The organism is Paeniglutamicibacter sp. NPDC091659 (assembly GCF_044756805.1).
Classification (GTDB): domain Bacteria; phylum Actinomycetota; class Actinomycetes; order Actinomycetales; family Micrococcaceae; genus Paeniglutamicibacter.
This window is the reverse complement of the sequence record NZ_JBIVTO010000014.1, coordinates 96,780-109,289: the sequence shown is the minus strand read 5'-3', so window position 1 is coordinate 109,289 and position 12,510 is coordinate 96,780. Positions and strand designations below refer to the sequence as shown.

The 12,510-nt window shown below is 62.0% G+C and carries 10 protein-coding genes; 7 read left to right on the top strand and 3 right to left on the bottom strand.

Features of this window, described 5'->3' with window-relative positions:
* The first annotated feature begins 415 nt into the window (after positions 1-415).
* From ACIQLF_RS20010 to ACIQLF_RS19985, 6 genes are all read left to right on the top strand, one after another.
* On the top strand, positions 416-2,422 hold the full coding sequence (locus ACIQLF_RS20010) for a M13 family metallopeptidase (protein WP_400302448.1): 2,007 nt from the start codon (positions 416-418) through the stop codon (positions 2,420-2,422).
* Positions 2,423-2,682: 260 nt separating this feature from the next.
* Positions 2,683-4,314 (top strand): lysine--tRNA ligase, encoded by a 1,632-nt coding sequence (gene lysS / locus ACIQLF_RS20005; protein ID WP_400302438.1) that lies wholly within the window; start codon positions 2,683-2,685, stop codon positions 4,312-4,314.
* Between the two features lies 1 nt (position 4,315).
* Complete coding sequence (locus ACIQLF_RS20000) at positions 4,316-4,492, top strand: hypothetical protein (protein WP_400302435.1); 177 nt, start codon at positions 4,316-4,318, stop codon at positions 4,490-4,492.
* A 120-nt stretch (positions 4,493-4,612) separates the two neighbouring features.
* Positions 4,613-4,933, top strand: coding sequence for an Lsr2 family protein (locus ACIQLF_RS19995; RefSeq protein ID WP_210002809.1), 321 nt, complete (start codon positions 4,613-4,615; stop codon positions 4,931-4,933).
* A gap of 217 nt (positions 4,934-5,150) precedes the next feature.
* Entirely contained in the window at positions 5,151-7,664 is a 2,514-nt protein-coding gene (locus tag ACIQLF_RS19990; RefSeq protein ID WP_400302432.1) for an ATP-dependent Clp protease ATP-binding subunit, read from the top strand.
* A 123-nt stretch (positions 7,665-7,787) separates the two neighbouring features.
* Positions 7,788-8,294 (top strand): amino-acid N-acetyltransferase, encoded by a 507-nt coding sequence (locus tag ACIQLF_RS19985; protein WP_400302430.1) that lies wholly within the window; start codon positions 7,788-7,790, stop codon positions 8,292-8,294.
* Positions 8,295-8,328: 34 nt separating this feature from the next.
* Here the strand turns inward: ACIQLF_RS19985 and ACIQLF_RS19980 are convergent, their stop codons facing one another.
* Positions 8,329-9,210 (bottom strand): LysR family transcriptional regulator, encoded by an 882-nt coding sequence (locus ACIQLF_RS19980; RefSeq protein ID WP_400302427.1) that lies wholly within the window; start codon positions 9,208-9,210, stop codon positions 8,329-8,331.
* Positions 9,211-9,329: 119 nt separating this feature from the next.
* Between ACIQLF_RS19980 and ACIQLF_RS19975 the strand changes: the two genes are divergently transcribed.
* Complete coding sequence (locus ACIQLF_RS19975; RefSeq protein WP_400302424.1) at positions 9,330-10,403, top strand: YeiH family protein; 1,074 nt, start codon at positions 9,330-9,332, stop codon at positions 10,401-10,403.
* A 518-nt stretch (positions 10,404-10,921) separates the two neighbouring features.
* Here ACIQLF_RS19975 and ACIQLF_RS19970 read toward each other — a convergent pair.
* Together ACIQLF_RS19970 and ACIQLF_RS19965 are read right to left on the bottom strand one after the other, a co-directional pair.
* On the bottom strand, positions 10,922-11,620 hold the full coding sequence (locus ACIQLF_RS19970; RefSeq protein ID WP_400302421.1) for an SDR family NAD(P)-dependent oxidoreductase: 699 nt from the start codon (positions 11,618-11,620) through the stop codon (positions 10,922-10,924).
* Complete coding sequence (locus ACIQLF_RS19965; RefSeq protein ID WP_400302420.1) at positions 11,617-12,483, bottom strand: alpha/beta fold hydrolase; 867 nt, start codon at positions 12,481-12,483, stop codon at positions 11,617-11,619. The genes ACIQLF_RS19970 and ACIQLF_RS19965 overlap by 4 nt, the downstream gene beginning before the upstream one ends.
* Positions 12,484-12,510 lie beyond the last annotated feature (27 nt).

The following is a 12,510-nucleotide window of genomic DNA, read 5'->3' as shown; positions in this document are numbered from 1 at the left end:
TGCACTCGGGAGGGTGTGGGAGAGTAGGACACCGCCGGACAACTTGTCCCGGAACCCCCCAGCCACGGGCTGGGGGGTTCCGATGTTTAACCCCGAAAACCCGGGCACCCGGAACATCGGGCACCCCCGGGAACCCCGGGGCGCAGGGCCCCCGCACGCCGCGGGGGCCCTGCCTGCGTTAACGGGCCGGGCCCTTCCCCGCAAAACCCCCGAGCACCCGCGGTAAATCGTTATCCACAACTTCTGTGGATAACAGGCTGCGGATGAAAGTAGTGATTGGTTCACCGCTGGAGTAACCAAGAAAAATAGTCTCAAATTCTTGTTTCAGACGCGTAAAGTGAATCATTGAGACCCAGGACATATCGCTCGAGCCCCTACCCATGGGAAAGAGCCCGCTCATATGAAGAGGACAATGATGGATGCCAAATCTCTAGTTCCAGCCGATGAAGCAGAAGTATCGACAGTTCGTACGAGCCATCGGGATGAGGACGTTCGCCCTCAGGACGACCTATACCGCCATGCCAACGGTTCATGGCTGAGCACCGCACAGATCCCCGCGGATCAAGGCACCTACGGATCCTTCATGGCCTTGCGCGATGACTCCGAGGCGGCGGTGCGCGCCATCATTGAAGCTGCGCAAGAAGAGACGATCCAGAATGCAGGGGAAATCGACGGCCGCAAAGAGCGCATTGCCAATATCTACACGAGTTTCATGGATGAAGCGCGAATCGAAGCAAATGGTGTCGAGCCAATCCGTGCGGATGTTTCAGCAATCTACGAGACCACCAACATCGAGGAACTCATACGTCTGAGTGGCTCATTTTATCGACGCGGAGTATCAGGGTTCATCCAGGCTGGCGCGAGCTCGGATGCAGGCGCCCCTGAGCGTAATCTGCTGACCTTCACACAGGGCGGCCTCGGATTGCCCGACGAGTCGTACTACCGTGAGGAGCAGTTCGCCGAGCTTCGCGGAGAATATCAGGAGCACCTGGCCCGTTTGATGGCATTGGGCGAGTTGAAGGACACTGAAACGGCAGCCCAAGCCGTCATCGACTTGGAAACCAAGCTTGCTTCGCACCACTGGGACCGCGTGAAATGCCGAGACGCACAAGCCCGTTACAACTTGATGAGCAACAAGCAACTGCTTGAACTCATTCCTTCCCTTGAGCTTTGGCTGAAGGGCGCCGGCATCGCCGAGAAGTACTACAACGAGGTCGATGTGTGGCAGCCTAGCTACCTCAATGGCCTTGAAGAGATCCTGCATGATGCTCCATTGGAATCCTGGCAGCACTGGCTTGCCGTCCAGCTGATTCGCTCGAATGCCCCATACCTGTCGAGCGCTTTCGTCAACGAGAACTTCTCCTTCTACTCGGCGAAACTTTCCGGTGTGCAGGAGCTGCGTGATCGTTGGAAGCGTGGTGTTGCCTTTACGGAAGGAGCCGTCGGCGAAGATATTGGCCAGCTGTACGTGGCCGAGCACTTCCCACAGCGCAGCAAGGACAAGATGGAGGCGTTGGTCGCCAAGCTGATTGACGCTTACAGGATTTCCATTGCCAACCTCGAATGGATGAGCCCGGAAACCAAGGAGAAGGCCCTCGAGAAACTCTCGATGTTCCGCTCCAAGATCGGCTACCCCAATGAATGGATCGACTATTCCTCGATTGCCGCGGTCGCAGATGACGTTATTTCAAACGTTGCTGCCTCTAACGAATTCGAATTTCTGCGCGAGCTAAAGAAGATCGACGACGGAGTCGATCGCGAACTTTGGTTCATGTACCCGCAGACCGTCAATGCGTACTACCACCCGCTGCTCAACGAGATCGCGTTCCCCGCGGCCATCTTGCGTTTCCCCTTCTTTGACGCAGATCGAGACGCTGCATCGAACTACGGCGCCATCGGCGCCGTAATCGGTCACGAGATCGGTCACGGCTTTGATGACCAGGGATCCCAATTCGACGGGACCGGTGAGCTGAAGAATTGGTGGACCGATGAGGACCGTGCGGCCTTCGATTCGCTGACTGGAAAGCTTGTCGAGCAGTATGACGCGCTTGTGCCGCCGGAAGCACCCGAACACCATGTCAATGGCAAGCTCACTCTGGGCGAAAATATCGGTGACCTTGGCGGATTGGGCATCGCCTACACCGCCTACAAGATGGACCTTGCCGCAAACAGCGTGGAACTCGACGAAGTTGTCGATGGGCTCTCTGGTGATCAGCGATTCTTCTACTCCTGGGCTGAATGCTGGCGCACCCTGATGCGTCCGGAAACCATGGTCACGCGAATTACGACTGATCCCCATTCGCCGGGCGAGTTCCGCTGCAACCAGGTTCCGAAGAACATGGATGCCTTCCATGAAGCATTTGGAACCAAGCCCGGTGACGGAATGTGGCTTGATCCGGAAGACCGCGTGAAGATCTGGTAATTGGCAAGGACCCTTCACAACAGAATATTTGTGAGCAACGATGATTCCTCCGTTCCGAGGAGAGTTTTCCCTGGAACGGAGGAATCATCTATTTCATTCCATCCCAAAGGCCGGCTCCGATTTCAACTAGGTGTACTTTAAGGCCGCTGGCAAAGAGTCGTGTATTCCTTTTGGTGTGTCTATAGGTGCAGGTGCTCATCCCTAAGCAAGGTATTGCATTACGGACATAGGGCGAGATGGTCCCGTCGTCCGATACCGGAATGTCCTCTCTCAGGTTTCATATTTCCTGGAAGTGGTTGTCAACAGGCGTTGTGGTGTCGCTGGACACCTCGCAGCCCACACTCAGCAAATGCAACGTAGAATTAACGATTGTGACTGCCGAAAAAACTTCCCCCGTAGCTAACACCACCGACCCCAACGACCAGCGTCAAGTACGCATGGATAAGCGCGCCGCATTGTTGGCACGCGGCGAAGAAGCATACCCGGTGGGAGTTGCACGCACTCACTCGCTTCAAGAAGTCCGCGCGCTTTTCCCGGAACTTGAACCAGACACGGCCACCGGCGTCCAGGTGGGCATCGTCGGGCGAATCGTCTTCATGCGAAACACCGGAAAGCTCTGCTTTGCCACTTTGCAGGAAGGCGGCCCGGAAGGCGCAGGAACCCGCCTCCAGGCCATGCTTTCCCTGGCTAATGTCGGCGAAGAAAAACTTGCCGACTGGAAGTCGCTGGTCGATCTCGGCGACCATGTCTTGATCACCGGTGAAGTAATTTCTTCGCGTCGCGGCGAACTTTCCGTAATGGCCACAGACTGGCAGATGGCCTCCAAGGCACTGCGTCCGCTGCCGGTCCTGCATGCAGAGCTCAACGAAGAAACCCGCGTGCGCCAGCGCTACGCCGACCTGATTGTCCGTGACGAAGCCCGCCAGATGGTTTACAAGCGCGCCGCAATCACCCGCGCGGTTCGCGACACCCTGCACTCGTATAGCTACGTTGAAGTTGAAACCCCGATGCTTCAGCTGATTCATGGTGGCGCTTCTGCACGTCCGTTCGAGACGCACCTAAACGCCTTTGACCAGCACATGACCCTGCGCATCGCGACCGAGCTTTACCTCAAGCGCGCAGTGGTTGGCGGAATCGATCGTGTCTTCGAACTGGGACGCATCTTCCGCAATGAGGGCGTGGACTCCACCCACTCACCGGAATTCACCACGTTGGAATGCTACGAAGCGTACGCAGATCAGTTCGTGATGGCCGATCGCATCAAGGAAATCATCCTTAATGCGGCCGATGCGATCGGTGCTGGCCGCGTTCTTGAAACGTCCAGGGGTACCGTAAACCTTGACGGCGAATGGGCATGGCTTAGCGTGTACCCGGGCCTCTCCGAAGCTGTGGGCGAGGAAATTACTCCGGATACTGATGCTGAAACCCTGCGTACAATCGCGGAGAAGCATGAAGTAAAGATCGACCCTAAATGGGGATCTCAAAAACTTGTCATGGAATTGTTTGGCGAAATTGTTGAGCCGACTTTGATTAATCCGACATTCGTCTATGACTACCCGCCGGCAGCGCAGCCGCTGGCACGCCCACACCGTAGCAAGCCGGGTGTCATCGAAGCCTGGGACTTGATCATTGGTGGCATGGAACGCGGCACCGCTTTCTCGGAGCTTATCGACCCGGTGGTGCAGCGCGATCGCCTGACCGAACAATCGCGCATGGCTGCGGATGGCGATGACGAAGCCATGCAGTTGGACGAAGACTTCCTGCGTGCACTTGAGTACGGTGCCCCGCCCATGGGCGGCATTGGATTGGGTATTGACCGACTGGTGATGCTCTTTGCCGACACCGGAATTCGCGAAACCATTCTATTCCCGTTGCTCAAGCCGGAGGCATAATATGCCTTATATCGAGGCACTGCTTCCAACCGTAGTTGTAGCGCTGATATTTTGGTTTGTTATTCGAGCTGTATCAAATGTCGACCGTACTGAACGCTTGGCTGAAGCTGAAGTCGACGAACAAATGAAATCGAACTTAGATGAAACAGGCAAAAATAGTTCCCAGTCTGAGAATTAGCTGAATGCCATAATTTCTACTTGTTAGATGATGCTTACTTGTGTTTATGATAAGGGTGGGCGCATGGATTGAAACCGTTATTAGGTTCAGGCGCTTTCCCATCAACACAAGGAGTAGCTAATGGCACGTCAGGTTCAGATTGCATTGATTGACGATATTGACGGTTCTGAGGCAAGCGAATCCATCGTTTTTGGCATTGGTGGGCAACACTATGAAATTGATCTAAACGAAGCGAATGCTGAAGCATTCCGCGAGGCCTTGAAGCCGTACATCAAGGTTGCGCGTGCGTCGAAGCAGTTCACTCCAAAGGAAGCTCCGGCCATCCGCGCCTGGGCCAAGGAGAACAACGTGAAGGTCAACGCTCGTGGTCGTCTGCAGGCAGATGTAATTGCCGCCTACCATGCTGCGATGGCTAAGAAGTCTCGTTCGAAGTCGAAGTAGTCATGCCCGGAGGGCTGCCATTTAGCTGTTAGTGGGAGCCCGATTGGGGAAATGATTGTCTGCAGGGGATTGGGTCCAAACGGGCCCGATCCCCTTGCGCGTTTAATGCATATGGAAAACGCCGAGGGTGAACAATGTTATCCCTTGGGCGAACATTCCACACGAGCGGGAAATTGATGCGTAGCATCGAAATACGTGTTAGCTAGGAGTGTGCCGCATGTTTGAGAGATTTACCGACCGTGCCCGTCGCGTTGTCGTGCTTGCCCAAGAAGAGGCGCGCATGCTCAACCACAACTACATCGGAACCGAGCACGTTTTGCTCGGCCTCATCCATGAGGGCGAGGGAGTCGCGGCCAAAGCCCTTGAGTCGCTGAACATCTCGCTTGGTGCAGTTCGCGAACAGGTTCAAGAGATTATCGGACAGGGCCAGCAGGCTCCTTCCGGTCACATACCCTTCACCCCCCGCGCCAAGAAAGTCCTGGAACTTTCCCTGCGTGAAGCGCTGCAGCTGGGCCACAACTACATCGGGACCGAGCACATCCTGCTTGGCCTGATCCGCGAAGGCGAGGGCGTTGCCGCCCAGGTCCTCGTGAAGCTCGGGGCGGACCTGTCCCGCGTCCGCCAGCAGGTCATCCAGCTGCTCTCCGGATACCAGGGCGGCAAGGAAACCGCAGGCGCCGGCGTAAGCTCCGGCGGCCAGTCAGAAGGCACGCCTGCGGGTTCCGCAGTGCTTGACCAGTTCGGCCGCAACCTCACCGCTGCCGCCCGCGAGGGCAAGCTCGACCCGGTCATCGGGCGCGAGTTCGAGATGGAACGCGTCATGCAGGTCCTCTCCCGCCGCACGAAGAACAACCCTGTGCTCATTGGCGAGCCCGGCGTCGGCAAGACCGCTGTCGTCGAGGGCCTGGCCCAGGCGATCGTGCGTGGCGACGTCCCGGAAACGATCAAGGACAAGCAGCTCTACACGCTGGACCTTGGCTCGCTGGTTGCCGGATCCCGCTACCGCGGCGACTTTGAGGAACGCCTGAAGAAGGTCCTCAAGGAAATCCGCACCCGCGGAGACATCATTCTGTTCATCGACGAAATCCACACCCTCGTGGGTGCCGGTGCCGCCGAGGGCGCAATCGATGCCGCCTCGATCCTGAAGCCGATGCTGGCCCGTGGCGAACTGCAGACCATTGGCGCCACCACGCTTGACGAGTACCGCAAGCACATCGAGAAGGATGCAGCGCTTGAGCGTCGCTTCCAGCCGATCCAGGTCAAGGAACCTTCCGTGGAGCACACCACGCAGATCCTGCGCGGCCTGCGTGACCGCTACGAGGCACACCACCGCGTCTCCATCACCGATGGAGCCTTGGTTGCGGCAGCCCAGCTGGCCCACCGCTACATTTCCGATCGCTTCCTGCCTGACAAGGCGATCGACCTGATCGACGAGGCCGGCGCGCGCCTGCGCATCCGCCGCATGACCGCCCCTCCTGCGTTGAAGCTGATGGACGAGGAAATCTCGACCGTTCGACTGGAGAAGGAAGCGGCCATCGATGCCCAGGACTTCGAAGGTGCTGCAGCCTTGCGCGACAAGGAAGGCAAGCTCCAGGAAGCCCGCGCCGAGAAGGAAAAAGCCTGGAAGAACGGTGAGCTCGACGAGATCGCCGAGGTCGATGCCGAACTCATCGCCGAGGTCCTTGCCAACTCCACCGGCATCCCGGTCATCAAGCTGACCGAGGAAGAGTCCACGCGCCTGCTGAACATGGAAGATGAACTGCACAAGCGGGTCATCGGCCAGGACCAGGCAATCAAGGCCATCAGCCAGGCCATCCGCCGCACCCGTGCCGGCCTGAAGGATCCGAACCGCCCCGGCGGCTCGTTCATCTTCGCCGGCCCGACGGGCGTCGGCAAGACCGAGCTGGCCAAGGCCCTCGCGGAGTTCCTCTTCGGTGAGGAAGATGCACTGATCACCTTGGACATGTCCGAGTACTCGGAGAAGCACACGGTTTCGCGCCTCTTCGGTGCCCCTCCGGGATACGTCGGCTACGAAGAGGGTGGCCAGCTCACCGAGAAGGTCCGTCGTCGTCCGTTCTCCGTCGTGCTCTTCGACGAGGTCGAGAAGGCGCACGCCGACCTGTTCAACTCGTTGCTGCAGATCCTGGAGGACGGTCGCCTGACCGACTCCCAGGGCCGCGTCGTCGACTTCAAGAACACCGTGATCATCATGACCACGAACCTTGGCACCCGGGACATCTCCAAGGGTGTGATGACCGGCTTCCAGTCGGCCACCGACACCCGCACCGGCTACAACCGCATGCAGGCCAAGGTGCAGGAAGAACTGCGTCAGCACTTCCGCCCCGAGTTCCTGAACCGTGTTGACGACGTTGTGGTCTTCCCGCAGCTGACCCAGGACGAGATCGTGGAAATCGTGGACCTGTTCCTCGCCCGCCTGCAGAAGCGCCTGGTCGACCGGAAGATGACCATCGAGCTTTCCCCTGCGGCTCGCGTGTTGCTGGCAACCCGCGGCTACGACCCGTCGATGGGTGCCCGCCCGTTGCGCCGCGTCATGCAGCGCGACATCGAGGACCAGCTCTCCGAGAAGATCCTCTTCGGCGAGATCACCGCCGGTCAGCACATCAAGGTCGACGTCGAGGGCGAGGGCGACGAAGCGACCTTCACCTTCAAGGGCGAGGGCGGCACTCCGCAGCTCGAAGGCGAACCGGCTCCGGTCGCCATCGAGGGCTAACCGCCGATCGAACCACCATCAAGAAGCCCGCAATCCATGAACTTGGATTGCGGGCTTCTTGGCGTCCCGGGGTGCTGCTACATAAAACGCGGCCCTCCGGCCCGGTGGGCATAGGATAAAAACATGACCTCCTTTACCGTCAGGCGCGCCCGTACCGGCGATGTGAAAAGCATCCGTGAACTAGTCAGGCCGTTGGCCAAGGACAGGGTGCTGCTGGAAAAGGAAGCCGTTGCCTACTACGAAAACCTGCAGGAGTTCTTCGTCGCCGTGGATGAAGCCGGAGCCGTGATCGGTTGCGGCGGCCTTCACGTGATGTGGGAGGACATCGCCGAGGTGAGGACCCTGGCCACCGACGGCGCGTGGCGCGGCAAGGGCGTCGGCCACCGGATCCTGGACCGGCTGCTGGCCGAGGCCCGCGAACTTGGCGTGGCACGGGTGTTCTGCCTGACCTTCGAGGTCGACTTCTTCCTGCGGCACGGCTTCAGCGTGATGGAAGAGCAATCCGCCGTCGACCCGGAGGTCTACTCCGAACTGCTGCGTTCCACCGATGAGGGCGTGGCCGAATTCCTGGACTTGGCGCGGGTCAAGCCCAACACGTTGGGCAACACCCGGATGATCGTCAGCTTCTAGCACTCCGGGCTGTCTGCCGATTCCCGGCGGGTTCTCAGTAGCCGGACCGCGCCCGTGCGCAGATGCCCAGCAGCATTGCCGCGGGCCCTTCCGTCGGGGCGGGACCCCGCCAGATGGCCTGCAGGTTCCTGACCAGGTTTCCCTCGTGCAGCGGCACCTGGATGAAGCTGCCCATGCGCAGGGAGCCTTCCACGGCCAGGCGGCTCAGCACCGCCGGCCCCATGCCGGCCGAGACCGACTGGCAGATCGCCGAGTTGCTGTTGAACTCCACGATCGGCGTTGCCCTGGCAGCGCCGACGCGCTCGTCGAGGAAGGCGCGGGTCCCGGATCCGGCTTCCCGCTCCACCAGGTGCGTCGCCGCCAGCTCCCGCAGGGTGACCGGTTCCCGGCGCGCGGCCCAGGGGTGGCCGGGCGGGGCGATGAGCACGAGCTCGTCGGTCCACACCGTGGCTGAGGACAGCTGCGGGGGCACATCCGGGGTCTCGACGAACCCGAGCGCGACGTCGCGGTTGTTTACGGCGGCGATGACCTCGCGGGAGTTCATCACCCGCAGCTTGGTCTTGATGCGTGGATCGACCTCATGCAGCCGGCCGATCCACGTGGGTGCCAGGTGCTCGGCAACCGTCATGCTGGCCGCGAAGGTGAATTCCCTGTCCGCCGGGGCGGCCAGGGCCTGGGCGCCTGTCCACAGGGTGTTGAGGCTCTGGAGCGCCTCGCGCGCCCACTCGACGACCAGCGTTCCCTCCTGGGTGAGCTTCGAGCCGGTCGTCGCGCGGGAAAGAAGCGGGAACCCCAGGCGGCGCTCCAGGGTCTTCACGGCCCGCGTGGCGTTCGATTGGGCCATGCCCACGGAGCGTGCGCCTGCGCTGAGGCTGCCGTGGTCGGCGATGCCGACCAGCAGCGCGAGCGAAGACATTTGTATCCAGTGTTCGATCCCGGGCATTCGTCCCGCAGCGCTATCCATATCAACATCATATGTCCGTGATGGCCAGCCTGTGCCTACCTGTGACGGCCCGGGCGTGAAAACGTCGTAGTATGCGAAAAGAAGACATATCACTCGAAGCCCCGAGGAGCATTCCCGCCCCGAAGGCAGTGGAGCCGACGCTGGCCCCGGCCCCCGGTTCGGGGTTCAGCCGGCTGCTGCCCGGCCTGGTCGCCTGCATCATCGGCGGGGCGATCGCATTGGCGGCCTCCAAGCTGCTGCCCGGGGCCAGCCCGCTGCTGATCGCCATCCTGCTCGGCGCGATATGGCGCAACACGATGAATGTCCCCGCGATCTTGATGCCCGGGGTGACGGTCTCCTCCAAGAAGCTGCTGCGCACGGGCATCGTGCTGCTGGGGCTGCAGCTTTCGCTCTCCCAGATCCTAGGCCTCGGCCCGGGCGTGCTGCTGGTGGTTGTGCTCAGCGTCGGCGTGACGTTTGGCGCAGCACTGCTCATCGGCAAGTGGCTGGACATCGAGCTGCCGCAGCGCCTGCTGATCGCCGCAGGGTTCTCCATCTGCGGTGCGGCGGCCGTGGCGGCCGCCGAAGGCGCGACCAAGGCCAAGCAGGACCAGGTGGCCACGGCCATCGGCCTGGTGGTGCTCTTCGGCACCCTGATGATCCCGATCGTGCCTGCGCTTGGCGCTCTCATGGGCATGAACGACGAGGCCATCGGCATGTTCATCGGCGCCTCGACCCACGAGGTGGCCCAGGTGGTCGCAGCCGGAGGCGCGGTCAGCTCCAGCGCCCTCGCCGTGGCCGTGACGGTCAAGCTGGCCCGCGTGGTCACCCTGGCCCCGATCGTGGCCGGCGTGAGCATCTACATGCGCAAGAAGCATGACGTGACGGATGCCAAGAAGCCGCCGCTGGTGCCGCTGTTCGTCCTCGGATTCATTGCCATGATGTTGCTGCGCACCACCGGCGTGGTGCCGGCGGGCCTGCTGGATGCCGCCAAGGTGGCCCAGACTTTCCTGCTGGCCGCCGCGATGTTCGGGCTCGGGCTCGGCGTCCACATCAAGGGCCTGATGCGTTCGGGCAGCCGCTCGCTGGTGCTCGCGTCCCTGGCCACGCTGGTGATCCTGGTGGTTGCGGCCGCCGGAACGATGCTCTTCCCGCCGCTGTCCTAACCGGAATCGGCTGCCGGCAGCCGGCTCCACGGGCCGTTTCCAAGCGAATCCCGGCACGCATCCCGAAACGGGGCGCGTGCCGGGATTTTGCGTTGTACGGGAAACCCTGGACGGGACCCCAAGGTGTTCGGCACGCCGCCGTGATCGGGCGGTCGGCCGCCCGGGGCTTCATTCCGCCGCGACGAGGCCCCCGTCGGCAACTGAGGGCCCGGCTCGCCCGCGGCGGGCTCGGGGCCTCAGCCGGCGCCGTGGGCGTCCTGCGGCCCCCTGTGCCAAGGCCGCTCCGCAATGTCCTGCCCGCGGTCGCCGGGACAGGCGGTTACGAGCCCCCCATGAGCCAAGCCCTCAAGGCGCCGTAGGCTCCGGGCGCGACACGCCTCCTCGTGCAGCATGCCTCGCGCTCTGTGCCGCTCGCCGGAGCACGGGCTGCGTTGTGTGGAACCCGCTCGGGCACCAAAAAGCCGCCGGCCCGCACCCCGTGAGGGGTGCGGGCCGGCGGCCTGGGATGGATGCGGGAATCAGCGGCGGATCGAACCGCCGTCGACGACCAGCGTCTGTCCGGTGACAAACCCGGAGCCCTCGGAGAGGAAGAAGCGGGTCGGTCCCACGTAGTCCTCGACCACGGAGGCGCGCTTGATGGCGCGGGTCTCGATGTTCTTGGCCTCGCCGCCGGCGAGCTTGGCGGCCAGCGGCGTCATGACCAGCCCGGGGGCGATCACGTTGACGGTGATGTTGCGTTCGCCCATCTCCACGGCGAAGCTGCGGGCAAAACCGATGATGCCCGCCTTGGACGCGGCGTAGGCGGCAGCGCCACCCGGAGCCTTGAACACGGTGCCCGAGGAGTACAGCACGATGCGTCCGCCGTCCTCCACCAGGTCGGCGGTTCCCTGGATGAAGTTCAGCGTGCCGTGCAGGTTCAGCAGCAGCGTGCGCTCCCAGTCGGCCTTGGAGGTATCCAGGAACTTGCCGAACAAGCCGACGCCGGCACAGTGGATCAGCGAGTGGATGCTGGTGCGGCCCTGTGCAGCCAGCGACTCGCGCACGGCCTCTGGTGCGTTTCCGGCGACGTCGCCCGCCACGTATTTGACCCCGTCGAGCGGGTTGGTCGGCAGCGAGCGGGAGACCGAGGTGATGTCCCAGTCATTGCGAAGGTCGTTGACCAGACCTTCGCCGATTCCCGAGGAACCGCCCGAAATAACCAGTGCCGGCGCGCTCATGCGTTGCCACCCTTCGTGATCTCGGTCAGGAACCCATTGATGAGGTCCCAGGTCTGCTGTGGCTGGCTGATGTTCGGGCTGTGCTTGGAATCCATGACCTCGGCCTTGGCCTGCGGCAGGAATTCCTGCAGCTTTGCGCTCCAGCCGCTTTCGAACAAGGTGTCGTCCTTGCCCTCGATCAGCAAGGCCGGGGTGTTCACACCCGCCAGGTTGCCCGGGTACGGGTCCGCCGGACGCTGGATAGCCATGGCCTCGGGCACTGCGGTGTGCGGGGCCTTCATGGAGGCGAAGTGCCCCGGCGCGACGGCCCAGCGCATGCGGGCCTCGAGCTGGGCATCCTTGCCGTCGAACGGTTCGCACAGGTAGCCGACGATTTCTTCCAGGCGCTCGGGCGTGCCGTCGAAGTCGCCGATCTTGGCCAGGTCGGCCCCGCGCCAGGCGCCGCCGGTGCCGGCGATGGTGGTCACCGAGGCGATCCGCTCGCGCAGCGCCGGGTTGGTCAGTGCGCGCAGGGTCAACGAGCCGCCGAAGGAGTTGCCGACCAGGTGCACCGGTTCGGTGACTCCCAGGTGGTCCAGCAGCGAGAACAGGTGGGTCAGGCGGAACGCGAAAGGCGAAACATCCAGGCGGATCGACTTGGCGGATCCGCCGTAGCCGAGCAGGTCCGGTGCAATCACGCGGAAGTTCTCGGCGGCCAGCGGCAGGATGCCACCCCAGGTCACATCCGAAGCGCCACCCCACGCGCCGTCGTGCAGGAACACGACCACGGGGGCCCCGGCGGTCGGACCGCCGGACAGGTAGCGGGTCTCGAGATTGGCGACGACTTCGGTCGTCTCGGTGAGCAAGGGTGTCTCGGTGAGCAAGGTAGCCTCCGTTGAAGTGGATCTGGT